Here is a 21,859-nt window from a genome sequence, read left to right on the forward strand (position 1 = left end):
ACAGTTGCCCTCATGAACACCGCCTTGGACATCACCACCAACGGACCGATCCGGACCTGGACGATCAACCTGCCCGATGTGGGCAACGCGATCACCGGAAGGGACTTCATCGCGGCATTCGAGGCCGCGGTCGACGACGCGAACATCGACACCAGCGTCCGCGCGGTCATTCTCACCGGGGCCGGCAAGATCTTTTCGGGGGGCGGCAACGTCAAGGAAATGGCCAACCGCGACGGGATGTTCGGCTTGGACGCGCTCGAACAGCGGCAGGCTTACACCGACGGAATCCAGCGCATTCCGCGCGCACTGGCCCGTCTCGAAGTCCCGCTCATCGGTGCGATCAACGGCGCGGCCATCGGCGCGGGCTGCGACCTGGCGATGATGTGTGACATCCGGATCGCATCGCAGCGAGCCTCGTTCGCGGAGAGCTTCGTCGCGCTCGGCATCATCCCCGGCGACGGCGGCACCTGGTTTCTGCAGCGTGCGATCGGCTACGAGCGCGCCGCGGAGATGACGCTGACCGGCGACCGCATCGATGCCGCAACGGCTCTCGAATGGGGCATGGTCAGCCGGGTGGTGCCCCACGACGATCTGCTGCCGCAGGCACAGGAGCTGGCCGAGCGGATCGTCAAGAACCCCGCGCACGCGTTGCGCATGGCCAAGCGACTGCTGCAAGAGTCCCGGGTCGGCTCGCTCGAGTCGACGCTGGGGATGGCCGCCGCCATGCAACCACTTGCCCATCGCGACCCCGAACACCAACAACGCATTGCGAAGTGGCGGACGCGCTGATGGCGCTGCCCCGGTTGGCGCCACCCGCGGGGGCCCTCGATTCCCCCCGGGCCGATGTCCTGCGCGGCGAGGTCCGCGCATTTCTTGCCGAGCAGTCCGCCGCCGGCGGGTTCACCCCCTCGGTTGATGCCTGGCTGTCGGCGTGGGATGAGGACTTCACCGCCGCGCTCGCCGACCGCGGCTGGTTGGGCATGACCGTGCCCGTCGAGTACGGCGGACACGGGCGCACGTTCCTGGAACGATTCGTCGTCACCGAAGAACTGCTGGCCGCCGGTGCACCCGTGGCCGCCCATTGGATAGCCGACCGTCAAATCGTGCCGTCACTGCTCAAGTACGGGACCGAACTGCAGAAGTCGCACTTCCTGCCTCGGATTGTGCGCGGTGAGTGCTTTTTCGGCATCGGCATGAGCGAGCCCGATTCCGGTTCCGATCTGGCCAGCGTGCGGACCCGGGCGGTACGCGGCGAGGGCGGTTGGCTGTTGTCGGGCACAAAGGTATGGACCTCGGGGGCACACCGCGCCCACGCGTTCATCGTGCTCGCGCGCACCGCGCCGGTGGACCCCGACCACAGGCATGCCGGGCTAAGTCAATTCATCGTCGACCTACGCGGGCCGGGGGTCCAGACCCGGCCGATCATCTCCATGAATGGCGCCCACCACTTCAACGAGGTGATCCTCGACAACGCCCATGTACCCGACGAGATGGTGTTCGGGGCAATCAGCAACGGCTGGACGCAGGTGACATCGGAACTCAGCTTCGAGCGCAGTGGACCAGAGCGCTTCCTGTCCACCTTCGTATTGCTGGCTGCTACCGCCGAAAGCATGGCCGAGCAACGCTTTACCCGCGACCAGCAGCTCGGGCGACTGGTGGCGCGCATCGCCGGCCTGCACCAGATGTCCGCCGCGGTGGCTGGCGCACTTGAGCGCAACGATCCCGCCGACCTACCTGCGGCGGTGGTCAAGGTGCTGGGCAGCAGCACCGAGGGCGACATAGCCGAACTCGCCGACCTGGCCGACTCGACCGACCTGGCCGACTCGGGCGCCCCGCACCGCCCGCGCGATCCCGAGTTCGCCGCCCTGGTCACCGCGGCGCTGGACCAGCGGCCGGGCTTCACCCTGCGTGGTGGAACCAACGAAGTGCTGCGCGGTGTCATCGCGCGGGGATTGGGACTGCGATGAGCGCCACCGTGCACACCGTCGACCCCGCCCTGGTGAACATGATGGAGGCGGTCTTCGCCCAGTACCGCACGTCGCATCCCCCCACCGAGGCAAGCCGGCGCGATCCGGCGCTGTGGCAGCGACTCGAGCAGCTTGGCCTGGCCCGTCTCACCGGTGCGGAAGACAGCGGCGGCAGCGGGGCCAGCTGGTATGAGGCGGCCGAGTTGCTAGCTGCAGCGGTACGCAACGCGGTGCGAATTCCGTTGGCCGAACATGATCTGTTGGCTTGCTGGTTGCTCGATGCCCATGACATGGGCGCCGACGCCGCGGTAAGAACGGTGTGTCTACTCGACGCCGATGGGGTCACTACCGAGGTTCCATGGGCCTCTCACGCCGACCGCATCGTGGTGATCAGGCAATCGGCTGGCGAATACCGCCTTGCCGACGTCGATGCGCAGACACTCACTATCACTCCCGGCGCCAACATGATCGGCGAACCGCGTAACACGGTCCGTGCCGACCATCTCGACCTTCGGGGTGTGCCCACCACCGGAGCCGTGGTTTCAACGCTGAAGTTCAAGTCGGCACTGGTGCGGGCGATCCAGGTCTGCGCGGCGCTGGACCAGATTCTGCATCTGTCGGTTGAGCACGTGAGCTCACGCGTCCAGTTCGGCCGTCCGCTGGCCAAGTTCCAGGCGGTACAGAATCTAATCGCCGACATCGCCGCCGAGACCGCGCTGGCCAGGGCAGCGACCGAGGCCGCACTCACCAAGGCCGTCACCAGTCAATGGTCGGCGCAGAACTTGGACTTTCTTGTCGCGGTTGCCCGCTCGTGCGTGGGCCACGCCGTCTCGGTCGTGGTGCGCAACGCCCACCAGGTGCATGGCGCCATCGGCACCACCGAAGAGCACCGGCTGCACGAATTCACGCGCGCGGCATTGGCTTGGCGTTCGGAGTTCGGCTCGGTCCACTATTGGGACGAGCAGGTGACCAAGGCCGCACTGCACGCGGGCGGCTCCGGGTTGTGGGGTCTGATTACCGGGTAGCCGGGCCGGAGCGCTACCGCACCACAACGGTGCTCGGTGTTCGCGGTGCACCCAAGATGTGCCGGTGAGACGGCGGGTGGTGTCCGCCCTCGTCGGTGATGCCGTAGCGCTCGGCAAGCTCAGCGCCGATCACGGTTTGTCCGCTCAGCTCGCCCAGAGCGGGATCCCGATACAGTGCATCGATCAAATAGCCGGTGAATTCTGGGGTTTCGGCGTGCTCAGCGGTCTTGGCGAGCGTGCGCTGACCGTCTGGGTGTTGCCCGAATGCGCCTCGCAGCTTCTCGGTCAGCAGGATGCCCATCCAGATCGACACCGTTGCGACGCCGGTGTCATGAAAGTCCACCGCCATGTCGGCGGCCATCTTGTCGATACCGGCCTTCTGCGCCCCGTACGCCGGGCCGTGCATGTAACACACCGACCCCGGTGACGAGGTGAAGGCGATCAGGCCGCGGCCGCCGGCCACCAGAAGCGGTGCGGCATAACAGGATGCGACATAAGAGGACCGCAGACCGACATCGAGTACGTCGGCCAGCGCAAGCGGCTTCTCCCAGAACGGCTTGGGGTCGACCAAGTCATCGGAGATCGCCGCGGCATTGTTGACCAGCAGATCAAGGCGGCCCGATTCCTGCTGCACCCGCTCAAACAGCGCGGCGGTGGCCGTGTCATCGCGATGGTCGACCCGGACCGCGACTCCCCCGGGCGGCGCGTCGGCGACGCTGCGGCTCGTCGCATACACCCGCCAGCCCCGCGCGGCCAGAGCCGCCGCGATACCACGCCCGGCCCCACGGCTCGCCCCGGTCACCACCGCAACCAACGCCTCGTCACTCATCACGGTCCCGAATCTTCACTGAATCACGCACTGGAACAACATTTTTCAGTCTAGGACTGACCCGCATCCAGCACCCCGGCCGGAGCGGATGCGCCCCGGGCAATGACGACCGGTATCGAGGTAGCCGCGTCGGTGCGCAGGATCGTGTGCACGATGTTGACCAAGTCCTCGACCGGCATCAACTTGCCTGGCATGCAGCCACGCGCCAGCCAAAGCGGATAGGCCTTCATAGCTAGCTCTCTATCCCAGCCGATGTTCATGCCGGTCTGAGCATCGCCCTCGCCGCCGGCGCACTCTCCGACGATGACGCAGGTGAACCCGATTTCCGGGTGTTCGGCTCGCCACGCCTCCACGAGTCGTTCCAGTGCCGCCTTGCTGACGCCGTAGGCACCCAGGCCAGGCCATGGGGGCGCGTGGCTGCCCGCGTCCGAGGAGAGATAGACCGGCCTTGCCCGCGGCGGCCCTCAGTTGCGGCAACGCCGCCGCCGTCGCGAGCGACGCGCCTATGACGTTAGTGTCAAAGACCCGCCGCCAGGTGTCGGCGTCGGTTTCGGCCAGCCGAACGAGGGGGCTGATGGCGGGGGCGTAGACGAGGTTGTCGATCCCCCCAAGCGCGTCGGCCGCCGCGGCGAGCGCCGATCGGCACGACGCTTCATCGGTAACGTCGCATTCGACGGCGACGGTCCCCGGCCCCGCTTCCTTGGCGGCGGCCCCCGTTCGCTCGCGCCGCCGGGCCAGAAGTGCGACATGATCGCCACGCCGCGCAAGTCCAACACCAATGCAGCGCCCCAGCCCGCTCGAGGCTCCGATCACCACGGTCTTTGACATAACCCGCCTTCACCAGCCGATGTCACTCCCCCCGGCGCCATGGCCTGGAAGGATGCCAGCGCGATTCCCTTCGATCCACGGCGCGCAAGGTCGCATCGACGCTGCGCGAAGAGCCCCGCGCAAGCCACAGCGTATCGACCGTACCCGGACCGCGTAAGGCGTTCGGTGGCCCGAAGATCGCCGACGTCTACTCGGTGACCGCTTGCAGCACCACGCTGCTGCGCGCGTCAACGACGATCGTGGCCGCCGCCGGCAGAGCCCCGGCCGAAGTCGCTGTTGCGGCAGCGGTAGCGACCACAACCCGCCAACCGCTGCCGAACTCCACCGGCGGGAGGGTGAAGTCGATGGGCTCGAAGTGAGCGTTGAAACACAGGATGAACGAGTCATCGAGGACTCGGTGGCCACGCATGTCCCGGTCGGCGATGCCCTGACCATTGAGGAAAACGGCGATCGACTTGGCGAAACCGACCCCCCAGTCCTCGTCAGCCATCTCTGATCCATCCGCGGCGAACCAAGCGATGTCGGGCAGCCCCGCTTCGCCACGGCGACCGACCGGCTTTCCGTTGAAGAAGCGCCGCCTACGGAATAGCGGGTGGTTGGCACGTAGTGCGGACACCGCATGGGTGAACTCCAGCAGGCCGGTATCGACGTCGGACCAGTCGATCTAGGTGAGCACGCTGTCCTGGCAGTATCCGTTGTTGTTCCCGTATTGGGTACGCCCGAGCTCGTCACCGTGCGAAATCATCGGGACACCCTGCGACAGCATCAGAGTAGCGATGAGGTTGCGCTGCTGACGGGCCCGCAGCGCATTGATCGCGGGGTCATCGGTGGGCCCTTCCACACCGCAGTTCCACGAGCGGTTATGGCCCTCGCCGTCGTCGTTGTCCTCCCCGTTGGCCTCGTTGTGTTTGTCGTTGTAGGACACCAGGTCGCGCAGTGTGAACCCGTCATGGGCGGTGACGAAGTTGATCGAAGCAACCGGCCTTCGCCCGGTGTGCTCGTAGAGGTCGGCCGATCCGGACAATCGGTAGGCGAACTCATCGAGCGTGGCCGGCTCACCGCGCCAGAAGTCCCGAACGGTGTCGCGGTACTTGCCGTTCCACTCCGTCCACTGCGGCGGAAAGTTGCCCACCTGATAGCCGCCGGGGCCCACATCCCACGGCTCGGCGATGAGCTTGACCTGGCTGACGGTTGGATCCTGTTGCACGAGTTCGAAAAACGTCGCCAACCGATCGACCTCATAGAACTCGCGCGCCAGGGTAGCCGCCAGATCGAACCGGAAGCCATCAACATGCATCTCGGTGACCCAGTAGCGCAACGAATCCATGATCAGCTGCAGCGAGTGCGGATGGCTGACATTGAAGCTGTTGCCGGTTCCGGTGTGATCCACGTAGTAACGCATGTCATCATCGACCAGCCGGTAGTAGGCGGCGTTGTCGATACCACGCATAGAGAGCGTGGGCCCCAGATGGTTGCCCTCGGCGGTGTGGTTGTAGACGACATCGAGGATCACCTCGATGTTCGCCTCGTGCAGGGCGCGCACCATCGCCTTGAACTCCTGAACCTGGCCCCCTGGCAGCATGGCGCTGGAATATTTCGGGTCGGGCGCAAAGAACGAGATCGTGTTGTCGCCCCAGTAATTCGAGAGATTCTTGTCGGCCAACGTCGAGTCGTTGGCGAAACGGTGTACCGGCATCAGCTCGATCGCGGTGACACCGATGCTTTTGAGGTGGTCGATGATTGCCGGGTGCGCCACCGCGGCATAGGTGCCACGTAGCTGTTCGGGTATGTCCGGATGGGTCTGTGTCAGGCCTTTCACGTGTGCTTCGTAGATGACCGTGTCGGCGTAGTGGTGGTCGGGGGGCCGATCGTTTGCCCAGTCGAAATAGGGATTGATCACCACCGCTTTGGGCATGCTGGCCGCGGAGTCCTCGTCATTGCGGCTCTCGGGGTCACCGAAGGTATAGCCGAACAGCGACTGGTTCCAGGCGAATGTGCCTTCGATCGCCTTCGAATAAGGGTCCAGCAGCAGCTTGTTCGGATTGCACCGGTGCCCGGCGCGGGGATCGTGGGGACCGTGGATGCGGTATCCGTAACGCTGGCCGGGGTCGATGGCCGGCACATACGCGTGCCAGACGAACCCGTCAACCTCAGGCAGTTCGACCCGGCTCTCCGTGTCGTCCGCATCGAACAGACACAGCTCGATCCGCTCAGCGACTTCGCTGAAGATCGCGAAATTCGTACCCATACCGTCATACGTCGCGCCCAGCGGGTAGGCCCGGCCCGGCCAGACCTCACCGGTGGGTGTGGGAGCAACGGCGGTGCCAGCCATGGCGAACTTGATACCCGATCGGCGTCGCGGTCAAACGGCGCGACGGCCCGGTGGGCACCGCACGATCAGGCAGTTTGAACAAATCTAGAAATTTATCTATTGATTGCACAAATCCTCTGATATGTTCAAAACATGCCAGCGGTCGCCCCTCCGGCGCGCTGGCCGCACTACCTGGATCAGGGCAGTGACCACACTGAGAAAGGATCGTCATGACGTCCGTGGCGCAACCAAAGTCGGAAAATCCGGTCCAGCAATGGCGAGACCGGAAGCGATACCTGTGGCTGGTGGGATTGGTGCTGCCGACGGCATTGCCGGCAAGCCTCGCGCTGGCATGGGTGTTCGGCAAGCTCGGCTGGACCGCCGTCACTCCGGTGTTGTGGTGGATCGGACCGTTCCTGCTCTACCTGCTGCTACCGGCCCTGGATGTGTTCTTCGGCCCAGACGGCGAGAACCCTCCTGACGAAGTGATGGAGCGCCTGGAGAACGACAAGTACTACCGCTACTGCACCTACGCCTTCATTCCGCTGCAGATGGTCAGCCTCGTCTTGGCCTGCTACCTGTGGTCGGCCGACAACTTGAGCTGGCTGGGACTGGGCGCAGGACTGGGCCTGATCTCCAAGATCGGTCTCACCATGACCATCGGAGTCGTCGGCGGGGTGGGCATCAACACCGCCCACGAATTGGGACACAAACGCGAGAACCTGGAGCGGTGGCTGTCCAAGATCACCCTCGCCCAGACCCTGTATGGCCACTTCTACATCGAGCACAACCGCGGCCACCACGTCCGCGTCTCCACCCCGGAGGACCCGGCCAGCGCACGGTTCGGTGAAAGCTTCTGGATGTTCCTCCCGCGCAGCATGTTCGGCTCGCTCAAGTCCGCATGGGAGCTGGAAAAGAGCCGCATGCAACGCATCAACAAGCCCACCCTGAGCATGCGCAACGATGTGCTCAACGCCTGGATCATGTCGGTGGTTCTGTTCGGCGCGCTGACCGCCGTGTTCGGCTGGCAGGTGCTGCCATTCCTGATCATTCAGGGACTGTTCGGCGCATCACTGTTGGAGTCGGTCAACTACCTCGAACACTATGGGCTGCTGCGGCAGCGCACCGCTTCGGGGCGCTACGAACGCTGCGCACCCGTGCACAGCTGGAACTCCGACCACATCGTCACCAACATCTTCCTGTACCACCTGCAGCGGCACAGCGACCACCACGCCAATCCCCTACGCCGCTACCAGACGCTGCGCAGCATGGACGGCGCCCCCAACCTGCCCAGCGGCTATGCCACGTTGATCACGCTGACCTACTTCCCGCCGCTGTGGCGGAAGCTGATGGACCACCGCGTCATTGAGCACTACGACGGCGACATCACCAAGGTCAACATCGATCCGCGCAAGCGCGACAAGATCCTCGCCACCTACGGTGTCCGGTGATGGCCGCTTACCACTGCCCGGTGTGCGACTACGTCTACGATGAAGCTGTCGGTGCCCCGCGCGAGGGGTATCCGGCGGGCACCAGCTGGGCCGATGTCGATGAAACTTGGAACTGCCCAGACTGCGGCGTCCGGGAGAAGATCGACTTCCAGCTACAGGAGGCCTGACATGTCAACCGATTTCAAGCTGTATCGCTGCGTGCAGTGCGGGTTTGAGTATGACGAGGCACAAGGTTGGCCCGAAGACGGCATAGCCCCGGGAACACGTTGGGACGACATTCCCGACGACTGGAGCTGCCCGGACTGCGGCGCCGCAAAGTCGGACTTCGAGATGATCGAAGTCAGCCGGACCTAGCACCATCAGCCCACCGGATATGGCCATGCGGACATGTATGGCCATATCCCCAGATAGCAACCTTCAGTAGCCATTTCGGTTGTCACAACCGGCCCGCGAGGACCTACCGGAGTTAATTCGGGCGGGACCGACGTCGTCGACATTCTCGCAAATGCACGGGCGGCGCCTACCCAAAACAACATTGTGGACCGAAAGTCGAAGGCACTATCAATGCGCACTAATCTCAGCTACATGGTCGACCCCGAGCATCGAACCCGCAATCCGTATCGCAGCACCGCTGCGAATCTGATGCATAACGGGGTTCTCGACGCGATGCACGGGTTGCTGCTGGTCAAGAAATGGTCGTCGATCACCATGGCCGATGTGGCTTCCGCCGCAGGCATCAGCAGGGGCACCCTCTACAACGAATTCCAGTCGCGCCGGGGCCTGGCGCGCCACTACGCCCTGCGCCTGACCGACAGCATCGTCACCGGAATGCAAACGGCGATCAGCGAAAACCACGGCAACGGCTACAGCGCTATGCAGACCGTGTTCAGTGATTTCTTCCACCGCGTCGCCAACGACCCCCTAGCCCAGGTGCTGCGAACTGAAGACGCACCCAACGACATTCTGCGTTTGATCACCGTCGAGAGTCAGTTCCTGGTCGATCATGCCACCGAACAGCTGTCCCAGACCTTCCAGCACAGCTGGGTAAACGCCAACGAATACGACGCGGCGGTGATGGGCCAGGCGGTGGTACGGGCTGCCCTGAGCTACCTCGCCCTGCCCCCGAGTGATGCCGATGAGGCGGCCAAAGGGATGGCGCACCTGCTCGCGCCCTACATCGACTCAGTCAATAGGGCGCGCTGACGGCACTCGCCGTCGCCGCGAGCGTGCGTGTCTGCACGAAGACACGCCGTGCTGACCGGCATTCTGCGCACCCTCACCGCCCAGACGCAGGGAGACCGCTCAATACCGTGTGAACCATGAAACACCTCGAGGTCGACGGAATCGGAAATGTCAGCCGGATCGGGCTGGGCACCTGGCAGTTCGGCTCACGCGAGTGGGGTTATGGGGACCGGTACGCCTCCGGCGCCGCCCGCGACATCGTCGCGCGCGCTCGTGCGCTGGGAGTCACCCTGTTCGACACCTCCGAGGTCTACGGACTGGGCAAGAGTGAGCGGATTCTCGGCGAGGCACTCGGCGACGAGCGCGCCGAAGTGGTCGTAGCCAGCAAGATCATGCCCGTGGCGCCGTTTCCGGCGGTGGTCAAGCAGCGCGAACGGGCCAGTGCCCGCAGGTTGCAGCTCGACCGCATCCCGCTATATCAGATCCACCAGCCCAACCCGGTGGTCCCCGATTCGGTGATCATGCCGGGCATGCGCGAGCTCCTCGACACCGGCAGGATCGGAGCGGCCGGCGTCTCCAACTACTCGTTGGCGCGCTGGAAGAAAGCGGACGCCGCACTCGGGCGCCCCGTCGTCAGCAACCAGGTGCATTTCTCGCTGGCGCATCCCGGTCCGCTCGATGACCTGGTTCCCTTCGCCGAACGGGAGAACCGCATCATCATCGCCTACAGCCCACTGGCGCAGGGGCTGCTGGGCGGCAAATACGGTGTGGACAACCGGCCGGCCGGTGTTCGGGCCGTCAACCCACTGTTCGGCACGGAGAACCTGCGCCGGATCGAGCCGCTGCTGCAGACGCTTCGCGCCGTCGCCACTGACGTCGACGCAAAGCCCGCCCAGGTGGCGCTGGCATGGTTGATCAGCCTGCCCGGCGTGGTCGCCATCCCGGGAGCGTCCAGCGTGGAGCAACTCGAGTTCAATGTTGCCGCAGCCGACATCGAACTCAGCGCGGACGCGCGTGCCGCACTAACCGAGGCGGCCAGGGCTTTTCACCCCGTGTCGGCCCGGCGATTCCTCACCGACACGGTCCGCGAGAAGCTGGGCCGGCGTTAGTTACAGCGTTCGCGTCAGACGATCCGCCAACAGCTCGGCGAACCGGGCCGGATCGTCTGGCGCACCGCCTTCGGCAAGAAGCGCTGTGCCGTAGAGCAGCTCCGCGGTTTCACTGACCGCCTCCTTCTTGGCATCGTCGTCAGCGCTCGCCTGCGCCTGGCGCAGACCGATCACCAGCGGATGGGCGGGGTTGAGTTCCAGCGTTCGCTTGCCGACCGGAACGTCTTGCCCGGTGGCCCGGTAGATGCGGGCAAGCGCGGGAGTGATGCCGAACGTGTCGGTGATCAGGCAAGCCGGCGACTCGGTCAGGCGGGTGGACAACCGCACTTCCTTGACCTGTTCGCCCAACGTCTCCTTGAGCCAGCCCAGCAGGTCGGCGAACTCCTTCTGCTGCTCTTCGCGCTCGGCCTCGCTCCCTTCGCCGTCGGAGTCCAGGTCTACCCCGCCCTTGGCGACCGACTGCAGCGGCTTTCCATCGAACTCGTTGACCACTCCCACCCATACTTCGTCGACCGGTTCGGTGAGCAGCAGCACCTCATAGCCCTTGGCCCGGAAGGCCTCCAGGTGCGGCGACTTGAGGATCTGCTGTCGCGAATCCCCGGTCGCGAAGAAGATCTGCGTCTGGCCTTCCTTCATGCGCTCCACGTAGCCGGCCAGGGTGGTGGGTTCCTCTTCGCTGTGGGTCGAGGCGAAGGAGGAGATCTCCAACAGCGTCTCGCGGTTGTCGAAGTCGGCCAGCAGCCCTTCCTTGACGACCTTGCCGAACTGGGTCCAGAAGGTGCGGTAGTCCTCGGGCCGCTCGGACTGCAGATCCTTGATGGTGGACAGGACCTTCTTGGTCAGCCGTCGGCGAATCGCCTTGATCTGGCGATCCTGCTGCAGAATTTCGCGAGACACGTTCAGTGACATGTCCTGTGCGTCGACGACACCCTTGACAAAGCGCAGGTACTCGGGCATCAGCTGGTCGCAGTCGCCCATGATGAATACGCGCTTGACATACAGCTGAATACCGAAGACCGCATCCCGATTGAACAGGTCATGCTGGGCGTGCGAGGGAATGAAGAGCAGCGCCTGGTACTCGAAGGTACCTTCGGCCTTCATGGCGATGACCTCCATCGGGTCATCCCAGGCATGCGCGATGTGCTTGTAGAACTCGTTGTACTCGTCGGCGGAGACCTCGTCCTTGGGCCTGGCCCACAACGCCTTCATCGAGTTGAGCGTCTCGGTTTCGAGGACCACGGTCTCCTCGCCGGGCTCCTCACCCTCTTCGTGAGGGGCCGGGACGCGCTTCTCCACCTCCATGCGGATCGGCCAGGCGATGAAGTCTGAGTACTTCTTGATCAGATGCCGTAGCCTCCAATCCGCCGTGTAGTCATACAGCTCGTCCTCGGCGTCTTCGGGCTTGAGGTGCAATGTGACCGAGGTCCCCTGCGGAGCACCCTCGACGGATTCGATCGTGTAGGTGCCCTCTCCGCTGGACTCCCACTTGGTGGCCTCGCTCTCCCCGGCCTTGCGGGTGAGCAGTTCGACCTTGTCGGCGACCATGAACGATGAGTAGAACCCGATGCCGAATTGGCCGATCAGCTCCTCGGAGGCTGCGTCGTTCTTGGCCTCCCGCAGCTGCGCGCGCAGCTCGGCGGTGCCCGACTTGGCCAGGGTGCCGATCAGGTCCACGACCTCCGCCCGGGTCATTCCGATGCCGTTGTCGCGCACCGTCAGTGTCCGCGCGCCCTTGTCGGCCTCGGTCTCGATGTGCAGGTCCGAGGTGTCGACTTCGAGGTCCTTGTTCCGGAAGGCCTCAATTCGCAGCTTGTCCAGCGCATCGGAGGCGTTGGAGATCAGCTCCCGCAGAAATGAGTCCTTGTTGGAGTAGACCGAGTGGATCATCAGATCCAGCAGCTGCCGGGCCTCCGCCTGAAACTCCAGCTGCTCGACACGCGCGTTCATGAGATTCCTTCCGACGACATGGCGTCTCCATTTTAGCGAGATGGTTGAAAACACACGTCACGGGGGTCACCGAGCGAGGCCGCTGAGGTCGGTGCAGCCCCTGCGCCCAGCCGAACACTTTGCGGCAATGTTCGAGGTAGAACCGCCTTCGGTGTGGCATTCTGCGTTAGTGGCCGCTGATCTGGGGGGGTCCACCTTCGGGGATCGTGACGTTCCTGTTCACCGATGTTGAGGGCTCCACCCGCCGGTGGGAGTCCGACCCCGATCGGATGCGGGCCGCCCTCGCGGCCCATGATGCGGTGCTCACACGGACGATCCAGACGCACCGGGGCTGGTTGTTCAAGCACACGGGCGACGGCGTCTGCGCCGCGTTCCCGTCGCCGAGATCCGCCGTCGATGCCGCCGTCGATGCACAGCGAGCACTCGAGTTGCCGGTGCGGATGGGGCTGGCGACCGGCGAAGCCGAGCCGCATGACGCGGACTACTTCGGTGCGGTGCTCAATCGCGCCGCGCGGGTGATGGCGACCGGCCACGGTGGCCAGATCCTGCTGACCGACTCGACAGCAAATCTGATCAGCGGAGTGGACTTGCTAGATCTCGGGTCACGCCGGTTGCGGGATCTGCCTGCCCCGGTGCGGGTGTTCCAGGTTCGGGCACCGGGCCTGCGCACCGATTTCCCCGCCTTGCGGGCACCGGATACAAGTCCTGGCAACCTGCGGCCCGCGCTGACCAGCTTCGTCGCTCGTGCGGCGGAGATCGGCCAGGTACAGACGGCGTTGCAGGTCCATCGGTTGGTGACGTTGACCGGGGTCGGTGGTGTCGGCAAGACTCGGCTGGCGCTGGAGGTCGCAACACGTGTTGCTGATGAATTCCCGGATGGCGTTTGGCTTTTCGAACTGGCCGCCGTTTCCGATCCGGCCGCGGTGCCCGACGCGGTGGCCGCCGTGCTGGGGATTACCCAACAAGCGGGAAAGACCGTAACCCAGAGCGTGGCCACGGCGCTGGAAGGACGGGTCCGGCTCTTGGTGTTCGACAATTGCGAGCACGTGCGTGACGCGGCGGCCGACCTGATCGAAGCCATCCTCGCCGGTTCGACGACCGTGCGGATCCTGGCGACCAGTCGCGAGCGGCTGGAGGTGCCTGACGAGCAGCTGTGGTCGGTGCCGTCGCTGGATGTCGGTGGCGGCGTGGTGTCCGCTGCCGGCACCCTCTTCGTCGAACGCGCCCAAAGTGTTGCCCCCGGCTTCGCACCGACCGATGCCCAGGATGCGGCCGCGATCGCCGAAATCTGCCGGCGTCTTGACGGAATCCCGCTGGCCATCGAGCTGGCCGCCTCCCGCATGGCGTCGATGACCCCGATCGAGGTGCGTGATCGGCTCGATCACCGCTTCCGCTTGCTGGTCGGATCTCGGCGCGGCCTGGGACGTCACCAAACGCTGCGTCACGCCGTTGCGTGGTCTTACGACCATCTCAGCGACGCGGAAAAGGTTCTGCTAGAGCGTTGCTCGGTGTTCGCCGGTGGTTTCGATCTGCAAAGCGCCTGCGCGGTAGCCGGATCCGCCGATACTCACGACGACTACGAGGTGCTGGACTTGCTGGATGCGTTGGTGGGCAAGTCCCTGCTCATCGTCGACCGGCTTTCGGGGCGATCACGGTTTTCGATGCTGGAGACCATCCGCGAGTTCGCCGAGGAGCAACTGGTCACCCGCGGGCAGGCACTGGCCGCTCGAACGGCGCATGCCCGCCACTTCGCCCAGCGGTTGCCCGACGTGGCGGCGGTGTGGGACAGCCCCCGGCAACCTGAGGCCTACACGTGGCTCACCGCCGAACTCGCCAATCTGCGCCTGGCCTTTCGCTGGACCGCCGACAACAATGACCTCGACGATGCCGCGAGCATCGCCACCTGGGTGGGATTTCTCGGCTTTTTTGTGAACAGATTTGAGCCGCTGACGTGGGTCGAGGAAGCGATCGAACGAGCGGTCGATCATCCCAAGCTCGCGTTCCTGCACGTGCTGGCATCACAGTGCTATACGACGGGGCGCGTCCAAGAAGCCATCCGCTACGCCGATGAGGCCGCCCGGTTGCTGGCCACCGACCGCTACGAGGTGCCGTTCGGCATCGAGGGGTGGCCATCCGGTGCGTATACCAGCAGCGGGCACCCTGAACAGTCGGTCGAGTTGTGCCGCACCCAGCTCGCGCTCGGTCACGACACGCACACACTCACCCTGGGATGTCTGGTGCTGGCCTTGACGATCAAGGGTCAATGCGACGAAGCCGAGCAGCTGGCCGATGCGCTGATCGAGTCCGCCGAAGCCACCCGCAACCCCGCGGCGCTGTGTTACGCCCTACTTGCCTATGGATTCACCTTCCGCGACACCAACCCCGCCAGCGCCCTTGCCGCCATGCGCCGTGGTTTGCGGATCGCCCAGGACACCGGTAACCGCAACAGCGAGACGCACCTAGCCGCCGTATTGTGCCGCGTCGAGGCCAAATATGGTGATCCATTGTCCGCGCTCGACCACTTCACATTGGCGATTCATAATCACCACGAGGCCGGAAACACCACCCTGATCAGCACACCGCTGGCCGTACTGGCAGCGTTCTTCGATCGGCTGGGCCGCTACGAGGCGGCTGCCACCATCGCCGGTTTCGCATTTCACCCCATTACCGAGGCGTCGTTCCCGGAGCTCAGAACAACCATCTCGCACCTGCGCGATGCACTTGGAGACCACGCCTATGAATCGTTCTCCCAGAGCGGTGCCGCCATGACCACCGCCGCCATGGCGACCTATGCGTATCACCAAATCGACCACGCCAGAACGGAACTCCAAGCACGGTGAGTGGGGCGCCCAGGCAAAGAAGGTCGGCTATGACAGGTCTTTGGCGACTGCATAGAGGCTGGGATCATGAGCACAGATGATCAGCAGCCCCGGATTTTGGCGGCGCTGCAGCTCGGCTAGACGCGCCTGATTGTCACGCAGTTGCCTGCGGTCAAAGGAGAATAGCTCTTCCTGGCTTCGCAGAACGAACGGCACTTTGGACTGTCCGTCCAATGTTCCGACGTGATAGAAGGCGTCGCCGCAATGCAGGATCCAACGGTCGCCAGCGTCGACGGCAACCGCGGCATGGCCACGGATGTGACCGGGCATCGGCACCAGGACCACACCGTCAGCAATGGTGTCAAGGGTTTTGGCCGCGGCGAATCCACGCCAGGATTCGCCGTCGTGACCATGCTCCACCAGTTTGGGGCCGTGCGCCCATTGCACGCTTCGATACCGCACGCGCTCACGAAACGATGGGGCGTGGATGGCGCCGCGCGCCTCGGCGGAGGTGACGTGGACCTGAGCGTCCGGGAAGTCGGCCAGCCCGCCGATGTGGTCGAAGTCGAAGTGGGTCAGCACGATATGGCGAACGTCGGACGGCCGGTAGCCAAGGCGCTCGATCTGGTGCACCGCAGTTTCGTTCTGCAGCAAGGCAGGCCGAAGGAAGTGACGAAACGCGCCCAGCCGGCGCGGATCAAGACAGTCTTGTACCCCAAAGCCGGTGTCGACCAGGACCAGCCCGTTGCCGGCCTCGACGAGCAGGACGTGGCACAACAGTGCTGCGCCGGGTGAATTCATGGTGCCGCAGTTGAGGTGGTGGACCTTCACCGGCGGGCTCCTTCCGATTCCGGTATGACACCGATGCAGCTACAAGAACTCGGCCTAGTTAACAAGGGCCGGACCGGGGCCGGCACGCCAACACGGCGGACCGTTTTGCCCGTAGGATTCGCAGCTATGCGTCGACGCCACGGGCAGACCGAGGGGCAACGCCCGTGAAAGCATCGGCGCCATCGCGACGGATTGTCGCGGTGCTGCTGTGTGTGGTTCCGCTGAATCAGATTCCGATGGACGCCTACACCCCCGCGCTGCCACAGATGGAAACCAGTATTGGCACCACCGCTACTGCCCTGCAGTCCACGGTGACGGTGTTCATGATCGGCATGGCCTTGAGCTACCTTGCCGTGGGCATCATGTCAGATTCCTGGGGACGCAAGCCGGTGCTCATGGGCTGCGCGGCCGCGCTGACGGTGACCAGCCTCGCCTGCGCGGCGGCCAACAACGTTGCCATGTTGCTGGTGCTGCGGTTCCTGCAGGGCGGTGCGTGTAGTGCCTTCATCGTTATCGCAATCGCCATTGCCGCAGACTGTTTCGAAGGTGCACGCCTGAGATCGGTCAACGGCTTGCTGGGTGCTGCCTGGTCAGCGGCACCGATTCTGGCCCCGGCAGTGGGCGGGTTCATTGTCGAGTACGCTTCGTGGCACTACGTTTTCGTCTTGATAGCGGCGTTGAGCGTCGTGGTGGGATTGGCGGTCGCCTGGGCGCTACCGGAAACCCTGGATCAAGAGTCCCGGACCCGATTTGAACTCGGCCAGACGTGGCAGGTTCTGACCGTGACCGCGCGCAACCGCGTGTTCCTGGCGTTGGCAGCGATTTTCGGGTTATTGGCCGGTCCGCAGCTCTCATTCGGTGTGGCCGCACCGTTTTTGTATCAGGACGAGATGGGCTTGTCGCCCTCAGCCTATGGTCTGATCGCGCTGGTCGTCGGTGTTGCGGTGTTGCTCGGCAGCTTTTCGACCGGCATGCTGGCCACTCGCATGGCCTTTCGCCGATTGGCATTTGCCGACTGGACGCTCTACATGGTCGGGGCGGCGCTGCTATTGGGGTCGGCCCCCGTGGTTGGTGTCAATCCCTGGGCGATCACGCTGGCGGTATCGCTGGCGGTCGCGAGGTGCGGCGCGTTGGTCCCTCAGGCGCAGGCCGCAGCACTCGGGGCGTTCAGTCGCAACCTCGGTTTGGTCAGCGGACTGTTCGGCACCCTGACGTACCTGATCATCGCCGCGATCATGACCATCGTCGGAGTCAGTCCGGAACGCACCCAGGCTCCGCTGGGATGGCTCTATGTGCTTTGTGGCGCACTGGTATTCGCCGCACTCGCCTGGGTGACGCCACGAGTCCAGGGCGAAAAACCCACGCCGGGCTAGCTCACCCGCCGACGGCCCAGCGTGTTAGTCGCGGACGCATTCGATGACGATCGCGGGCGGATAGTTGAGGTAGTCATCCCAAAAGTCGCCCTCGTCTTCGCCCTGAGGTGCCGCCGCCAGTTCGGGCACGTGCACCACGAAATCGTGAAAGCCGGCCTGCCGCAGCGCGGCTTCATACGCCGCAATCGGCAGGTAGTAGTTTTCGATCACCAGCGGTGCGCCATCGACAAACGCCGTCAACTCGATGGGCGCGCCCTCGAACGCGGCATCGGCCAGCTTGATCTGGAATCCATACTTGCGGTAGTCGGGCACTCGTCCGAATGTGTAAAGGCCCGGGTTGGTGGTGAGGGTGACAAACCGGCCACCCGGCCGAACCCGGCAAGCCACCCCGCGACACATCCTGGCTAGCTCGTCGCGGTCTCGGGCGTACACCAGCAGATAGGCCGAGATCGCGAGGTCGAAATCCTGTTGTGCCACTTCCTGGCTGGCGTCGGCAACGAAATACTCGATACCTAGTGGCTCGTGTGCCTCCTGCCCGCGGGCCAGCCCGATCATTTTCTCGGAGATATCGAAACCCACAACGCGCGCGGCGCCGGCCCGCCGCATCACGCGGGTGTAGTCCCCGGCACCGCAGGCGATGTCAACCACCTTCTCGCCCGTGACGGCGCCAATGTGTTTCAGAAATGAGTAGGCCTCGATCCTGGTCCGCACCGGGATCGCCTTCGTCTTCTTGTACTGTTCAGCGATTTCGCCCTGGTTGTAGTCAGTGACCATCCTGTCCCCTCTTCCTGTCCTCTGTGTTCGTCCTCTTTCCTCACCCGGGTTGCTGTCCAGCCTATGTTCTGAGCTGGTCAGCGGTTGGAACCCAACGCTGACCGGTCGCCCCCATATTTCTGCGATTCCCGAGACCGACACCAGCGCAGCGGCGAAAGTGGTCACGTGACGGATCGCGCACCGACGGTGGTGGACGCCCACGTTCACCAATGGGACCCGTTTGCCACTCCCCGGGCAGTGTCCGGCGTTGCGAAGATCGTGCGCCGCGCGCCGGCGGTGCTTCCAGCGCTGCTGCGGCTTTTTCCACGCGCCTCGCGCGAGTTCATCGGTGACCCGCGCTACCTGCTGGATCGCTACCTACCGGTCGACTACCTCCAAGACAGCTCCCCCGTCGGCGTCGACGCCGTCGTGCACGTGGAAGCCGGGTGGCGGACCAAAGACCCACTGGGCAGCGTGGACGAGACGCAGTGGGTCAGCGCCCTGCCATTCGGCATTGCCGGAGCACCGGTCCTCGGCGCGATCGTGGTGCATGCCGACCCGTCGGCGCCACGTATCGCTGAACTGCTGGACGCACACCTGCAGGCGAGCGCGTTGGTGCGCGGGGTGCGCTGCATCGGCGCGCACAGCGACGACCGCGGCGTCATGAATTGGACGCCCAACGCCCATCTGTACTCGAGCGCGGATTTTCGGCGCGGCTTCACCGCGGTGGCCGAGCGCGGGCTCAGCTTTGACATGTGGGTCTACGGCCACCAATTACCCGACGCGATCACGCTCGCGCGGGAATATCCCGACACCACCTTCATCCTCGATCACTACGCCACTCCGGTGGGCGCATACGGTCCGTCCGGCAAACACACCGGCACTAGCTCCGCGGACCGCCGCGCCATCCTCGGGCGGTGGCGCGACGACATCTCATCGCTGGCCGAACTGCCCAACGTGGTCGCCAAGCACAGCGGCTTCGGGATGCCGGTGTTGGGCGCCGGAGCACGCAGCCACGACGAACTGCGCGAGGCGGCTGCGCCGCTGATCAGCCACTTGCAGGCGGCCTTCGGACCTCAACGCACCTTCTGGTCCTCGAACTTCCCCATCGACAAGCCCAACGTGGCTTTGCCCCAGACCATTTCGATCCTGCGCGAGGTGCTCGGTGACCAGTTCGACCAGACTCGGATACTGCGCGACAACGCCAGCCGCGTGTACCGGCTGACCTCGAACTGACCTCAGCGAAGCGTCTTGCGTAAGACCCGTCAGATGTCGGTGGTGGTGTATCTGATCTTGACTGGAGGCGCGGCCAGCAACGGCGGCAGCTCTGTTATCCGTCCGGGGCCGGCACGAAAGCTGCGGTAGGCCTCATCGTGCTCGACGGTGTCCCAAAGCTCGTAGATCAGCCAGTGCGCTTCGTCGTCCTCGTCGACAAGCACGTCGGTGCCGAGGTTTCCGTCGAAGGCCCGGGTATCTTGCAGCGCTCGCCCCAGGACATCGCGTGCCGCACCCACAGCCTCGGGCTTGATTCTGAGTTCGAGTGTCACGGTGACTGGCATGGCGGTCTCCTTGTCAGATTTGGTCGTCGGATTTGGTCGAATCGTCTTGGCCAGCGGGCAGATTAGCAGTACCCCGCCACCGGCGTTACCAGGGCATTCCCCCGGTGAACCTACCGAGGTCAAGCCGAGTCTGTCACCACCGCCGCCGGGTCGCCAGCATCAGCATCATCCACAACGCGGCCAGAAACCCCACCGCGACGACGGCAAACGTCACCCATCCGAGCAGCATCGCGGCAGGTCCCGGTGATCTGGTGATCGCCAGCGGGATGCACGCGGTTGGTGGGTGAACGCGGCCCACGGGCGCCGCCACGATCACCACCGCGGCGATGGTCGACGCGAGCAGCCCGGACATGGAGGTGAGCATGCCGATCAACGTGATGGGGACCGTGATCGCCAACCCGGTGGCATAGCAGCTGGCGATGACGTGCGGTCTGCGCCGGTAACGGTTCGGTGAGTGCAGGACGATAGCGGTTGTGCTCGCCATCGCCGAGATCGCGAAAGGTTCGCCCAGGCGCAGCAACAATAGTGCGCTGGGAAGCAGCACCAGCGCACCCGCAACCATCCGTTCGGCCACCGCGATGGCCGGTCTTCTCGGGTTCGTGGCGCCGGTGCGGGCAGCGCCGGTACTGCCGGCGCTGCCATCAACGTCCTGCCAATACGGCCACCATCGAACTCGAGCCATCCTGGCTATCCTCTCTCGCGGATTGACTCCTTGCAGCGTTCGGGAGCAGGCTCGGTGGCAGCCTGGACCGTCGCCACGTGGGCGTAGCCGCCGGGGCGGCCCCAAACGGTCGCTCACCCGGGCCGACAAATCCAGAATCCGTTGACGACGGGAGCACGCGCATGAGGTCCGCTGTGGTGACGACCCCGGGCCACACCGACGTCATCGAGGCACCCGACCCGCAGGTCGGGCCCAAAGACGTGTTGGTCAAGATCCGCGCCTGCGGAATCTGCGGCACCGATTCGTTCTACATCTCGATCGGTGGCCTACCGCCCCATCGAGGCCGGATGCCGCTCGGGCACGAACCCGCCGGCGAGGTGGTCGCGGTCGGCTCGCGGGTATCTGGCCTAGCCGTCGGTGACCACGTCGTCATCAATCCGATGGCCGCCCCCAACGGCATCATCGGCAACAGCGGAGCCAGTGGCGCGCTGGCGGACTATCTCCTCATCGAGGAGGCGGTGCGCGGGGTAAGCCTGGAGGTCATTCCCGAGCACATACCGTTCGAAGTGGCCGCGCTCAACGAGCCGATGGCGGTGGCCCGCCATGCTGTAAACCAATGCAAGCCAAAGCCTTCTGACAAGATCCTGATCTACGGTGCCGGCCCAATCGGTCTGGGCGCGGTGCTGGCGTTCAAGTCGGTCGGCGCCGCGCACGTCGCGGTCGCTGATCTCATCCCGTCCCGCCTGGACAAGGCGCTCCAAGTGGGTGCCGACGCGGTCATCAATTCCGCCGAGGAAGATCTCACCCAACGGCTCATCGATCTGCACGGTCCTGGGCAGGCACTGTTCCCCGGCAAGGCGGGCACCGACATCTACCTGGACGCCGCCGGCGCGCCCGCGGCCGTCAACAGCGCGCTGACCAACGCGAAAAAGGGGGCCACCATCGGCATCGTGGCCGTCCACAAGAAGCCGGTCGAGGTCGATCTGGTCACCGTGATGAGCCACGAGATCACCCTGGTGGGATCGATCGGCTACCCCACCGAAATCTTCGACGTCACCAAAGACATCGTCGCCGATTGGCAGAGATATGCATTGATCGTCGACCGCACCATCGCATTCGACAACGTGCAGGATGCCCTTGCCGCCGCCACCGCACCGGGAACGGCCGACAAGATCGTTGTGACTTTCCCCTAGACCGCCACCCGTTGCGCCGAC

General features: G+C 64.7%; 18 protein-coding genes and 2 pseudogenes. 12 read left to right on the top strand and 8 right to left on the bottom strand.

Features of this window, described 5'->3' with window-relative positions:
- Nucleotides 1–12 precede the first annotated feature (12 nt).
- The 3 genes from MPSD_RS17650 to MPSD_RS17660 are packed head-to-tail and all read left to right on the top strand — an operon-like array spanning nucleotide 13 to nucleotide 2,992.
- On the top strand, nucleotides 13–789 hold the full coding sequence (locus MPSD_RS17650; RefSeq protein WP_015356358.1) for a crotonase/enoyl-CoA hydratase family protein: 777 nt from the start codon (nucleotides 13–15) through the stop codon (nucleotides 787–789).
- Nucleotides 789–1,967 carry an acyl-CoA dehydrogenase family protein gene (locus MPSD_RS17655; RefSeq protein WP_086084957.1) on the top strand — a complete coding sequence of 393 codons (1,179 nt, stop codon included), beginning with the start codon at nucleotides 789–791 and terminating at the stop codon, nucleotides 1,965–1,967. Before MPSD_RS17650 ends, MPSD_RS17655 begins: the two co-directional genes overlap by 1 nt.
- Nucleotides 1,964–2,992: an acyl-CoA dehydrogenase family protein gene (locus tag MPSD_RS17660; RefSeq protein WP_020786893.1), complete on the top strand. Its 1,029-nt coding sequence runs from the start codon at nucleotides 1,964–1,966 to the stop codon at nucleotides 2,990–2,992. The genes MPSD_RS17655 and MPSD_RS17660 overlap by 4 nt, the downstream gene beginning before the upstream one ends.
- Nucleotides 2,993–3,005: 13 nt before the next feature.
- Here MPSD_RS17660 and MPSD_RS17665 read toward each other — a convergent pair whose 3' ends face one another.
- From MPSD_RS17665 to glgX, 3 genes and pseudogenes are all read right to left on the bottom strand, one after another.
- Nucleotides 3,006–3,821 carry an SDR family NAD(P)-dependent oxidoreductase gene (locus MPSD_RS17665; protein ID WP_086084939.1) on the bottom strand — a complete coding sequence of 272 codons (816 nt, stop codon included), beginning with the start codon at nucleotides 3,819–3,821 and terminating at the stop codon, nucleotides 3,006–3,008.
- A 50-nt stretch (nucleotides 3,822–3,871) separates the two neighbouring features.
- Nucleotides 3,872–4,637, bottom strand: a pseudogene (locus tag MPSD_RS17670) (SDR family oxidoreductase).
- Nucleotides 4,638–4,836: 199 nt separating this feature from the next.
- A pseudogene (gene glgX / locus MPSD_RS17675) lies at nucleotides 4,837–6,981 on the bottom strand (glycogen debranching protein GlgX).
- Nucleotides 6,982–7,190: 209 nt separating this feature from the next.
- Between glgX and MPSD_RS17680 the strand changes: the two are divergent.
- From MPSD_RS17680 to MPSD_RS17700, 5 genes are all read left to right on the top strand, one after another.
- Nucleotides 7,191–8,411 carry an alkane 1-monooxygenase gene (locus MPSD_RS17680; RefSeq protein WP_015356363.1) on the top strand — a complete coding sequence of 407 codons (1,221 nt, stop codon included), beginning with the start codon at nucleotides 7,191–7,193 and terminating at the stop codon, nucleotides 8,409–8,411.
- The gene (locus MPSD_RS17685) at nucleotides 8,411–8,578 is read left to right on the top strand and encodes a rubredoxin (protein ID WP_015356364.1); all 168 of its coding nucleotides are present in this window, start codon (nucleotides 8,411–8,413) and stop codon (nucleotides 8,576–8,578) included. Before MPSD_RS17680 ends, MPSD_RS17685 begins: the two co-directional genes overlap by 1 nt.
- Before the next feature lies 1 nt (nucleotide 8,579).
- The gene (locus MPSD_RS17690) at nucleotides 8,580–8,765 is read left to right on the top strand and encodes a rubredoxin (protein ID WP_011740670.1); all 186 of its coding nucleotides are present in this window, start codon (nucleotides 8,580–8,582) and stop codon (nucleotides 8,763–8,765) included.
- A gap of 210 nt (nucleotides 8,766–8,975) precedes the next feature.
- Nucleotides 8,976–9,614 (top strand): TetR/AcrR family transcriptional regulator, encoded by a 639-nt coding sequence (locus MPSD_RS17695; protein ID WP_012395149.1) that lies wholly within the window; start codon nucleotides 8,976–8,978, stop codon nucleotides 9,612–9,614.
- A gap of 116 nt (nucleotides 9,615–9,730) precedes the next feature.
- Nucleotides 9,731–10,702 carry an aldo/keto reductase gene (locus MPSD_RS17700; RefSeq protein ID WP_020786888.1) on the top strand — a complete coding sequence of 324 codons (972 nt, stop codon included), beginning with the start codon at nucleotides 9,731–9,733 and terminating at the stop codon, nucleotides 10,700–10,702.
- Here the strand turns inward: MPSD_RS17700 and htpG are convergent, their stop codons facing one another.
- A complete protein-coding gene (gene htpG / locus MPSD_RS17705) occupies nucleotides 10,703–12,649 on the bottom strand; it encodes a molecular chaperone HtpG (protein ID WP_020786887.1) in 1,947 nt (648 codons plus the stop codon).
- 206 nt (nucleotides 12,650–12,855) lie between these two features.
- On the opposite strand from htpG, the gene MPSD_RS17710 reads away from it, so the two are divergent.
- Entirely contained in the window at nucleotides 12,856–15,489 is a 2,634-nt protein-coding gene (locus MPSD_RS17710; protein ID WP_086084938.1) for an ATP-binding protein, read from the top strand.
- A 27-nt stretch (nucleotides 15,490–15,516) separates the two neighbouring features.
- Here the strand turns inward: MPSD_RS17710 and MPSD_RS17715 are convergent, their stop codons facing one another.
- Nucleotides 15,517–16,299 (bottom strand): MBL fold metallo-hydrolase, encoded by a 783-nt coding sequence (locus MPSD_RS17715; RefSeq protein ID WP_020786885.1) that lies wholly within the window; start codon nucleotides 16,297–16,299, stop codon nucleotides 15,517–15,519.
- 164 nt (nucleotides 16,300–16,463) lie between these two features.
- Between MPSD_RS17715 and MPSD_RS17720 the strand changes: the two genes are divergently transcribed.
- A complete protein-coding gene (locus MPSD_RS17720) occupies nucleotides 16,464–17,672 on the top strand; it encodes a multidrug effflux MFS transporter (RefSeq protein ID WP_086084937.1) in 1,209 nt (402 codons plus the stop codon).
- Nucleotides 17,673–17,696: 24 nt separating this feature from the next.
- On the opposite strand, the gene MPSD_RS17725 is transcribed toward MPSD_RS17720, so the two are convergent.
- A complete protein-coding gene (locus MPSD_RS17725; protein ID WP_020786883.1) occupies nucleotides 17,697–18,446 on the bottom strand; it encodes a class I SAM-dependent methyltransferase in 750 nt (249 codons plus the stop codon).
- A gap of 165 nt (nucleotides 18,447–18,611) precedes the next feature.
- Between MPSD_RS17725 and MPSD_RS17730 the strand changes: the two genes are divergently transcribed.
- A complete protein-coding gene (locus tag MPSD_RS17730; RefSeq protein ID WP_036426472.1) occupies nucleotides 18,612–19,661 on the top strand; it encodes an amidohydrolase family protein in 1,050 nt (349 codons plus the stop codon).
- Nucleotides 19,662–19,690: 29 nt separating this feature from the next.
- On the opposite strand, the gene MPSD_RS17735 is transcribed toward MPSD_RS17730, so the two are convergent.
- A complete protein-coding gene (locus tag MPSD_RS17735; protein WP_012395157.1) occupies nucleotides 19,691–19,984 on the bottom strand; it encodes a putative quinol monooxygenase in 294 nt (97 codons plus the stop codon).
- 133 nt (nucleotides 19,985–20,117) lie between these two features.
- The gene (locus tag MPSD_RS17740) at nucleotides 20,118–20,666 is read right to left on the bottom strand and encodes a hypothetical protein (RefSeq protein WP_012395158.1); all 549 of its coding nucleotides are present in this window, start codon (nucleotides 20,664–20,666) and stop codon (nucleotides 20,118–20,120) included.
- 161 nt (nucleotides 20,667–20,827) lie between these two features.
- On the opposite strand from MPSD_RS17740, the gene MPSD_RS17745 reads away from it, so the two are divergent.
- Nucleotides 20,828–21,838: a zinc-dependent alcohol dehydrogenase gene (locus MPSD_RS17745; RefSeq protein ID WP_036426471.1), complete on the top strand. Its 1,011-nt coding sequence runs from the start codon at nucleotides 20,828–20,830 to the stop codon at nucleotides 21,836–21,838.
- Nucleotides 21,839–21,859: the final 21 nt, after the last annotated feature.

Origin of the sequence: Mycobacterium pseudoshottsii JCM 15466, from assembly GCF_003584745.1 — a bacterium.
GTDB classification, from domain to species: domain Bacteria; phylum Actinomycetota; class Actinomycetes; order Mycobacteriales; family Mycobacteriaceae; genus Mycobacterium; species Mycobacterium marinum.

What these genes read in the sequence shown, in the direction of transcription:
- MPSD_RS17650 (WP_015356358.1), top strand. Translation starts at nt 13, where the DNA reads ATGAACACCGCCTTGGACATCACCACCAACGGACCGATCCGGACCTGG.
- MPSD_RS17695 (WP_012395149.1), top strand. Translation starts at nt 8,976, where the DNA reads ATGCGCACTAATCTCAGCTACATGGTCGACCCCGAGCATCGAACCCGC.
- MPSD_RS17745 (WP_036426471.1), top strand. Translation starts at nt 20,828, where the DNA reads ATGAGGTCCGCTGTGGTGACGACCCCGGGCCACACCGACGTCATCGAG.
- MPSD_RS17665 (WP_086084939.1), bottom strand. Translation starts at nt 3,821, where the DNA reads ATGAGTGACGAGGCGTTGGTTGCGGTGGTGACCGGGGCGAGCCGTGGG.
- MPSD_RS17690 (WP_011740670.1), top strand. Translation starts at nt 8,580, where the DNA reads ATGTCAACCGATTTCAAGCTGTATCGCTGCGTGCAGTGCGGGTTTGAG.
- MPSD_RS17685 (WP_015356364.1), top strand. Translation starts at nt 8,411, where the DNA reads ATGGCCGCTTACCACTGCCCGGTGTGCGACTACGTCTACGATGAAGCT.
- MPSD_RS17655 (WP_086084957.1), top strand. Translation starts at nt 789, where the DNA reads ATGGCGCTGCCCCGGTTGGCGCCACCCGCGGGGGCCCTCGATTCCCCC.
- MPSD_RS17735 (WP_012395157.1), bottom strand. Translation starts at nt 19,984, where the DNA reads ATGCCAGTCACCGTGACACTCGAACTCAGAATCAAGCCCGAGGCTGTG.
- MPSD_RS17680 (WP_015356363.1), top strand. Translation starts at nt 7,191, where the DNA reads ATGACGTCCGTGGCGCAACCAAAGTCGGAAAATCCGGTCCAGCAATGG.
- MPSD_RS17700 (WP_020786888.1), top strand. Translation starts at nt 9,731, where the DNA reads ATGAAACACCTCGAGGTCGACGGAATCGGAAATGTCAGCCGGATCGGG.
- MPSD_RS17660 (WP_020786893.1), top strand. Translation starts at nt 1,964, where the DNA reads ATGAGCGCCACCGTGCACACCGTCGACCCCGCCCTGGTGAACATGATG.
- htpG (WP_020786887.1), bottom strand. Translation starts at nt 12,649, where the DNA reads ATGAACGCGCGTGTCGAGCAGCTGGAGTTTCAGGCGGAGGCCCGGCAG.
- MPSD_RS17725 (WP_020786883.1), bottom strand. Translation starts at nt 18,446, where the DNA reads ATGGTCACTGACTACAACCAGGGCGAAATCGCTGAACAGTACAAGAAG.
- MPSD_RS17740 (WP_012395158.1), bottom strand. Translation starts at nt 20,666, where the DNA reads ATGGCTCGAGTTCGATGGTGGCCGTATTGGCAGGACGTTGATGGCAGC.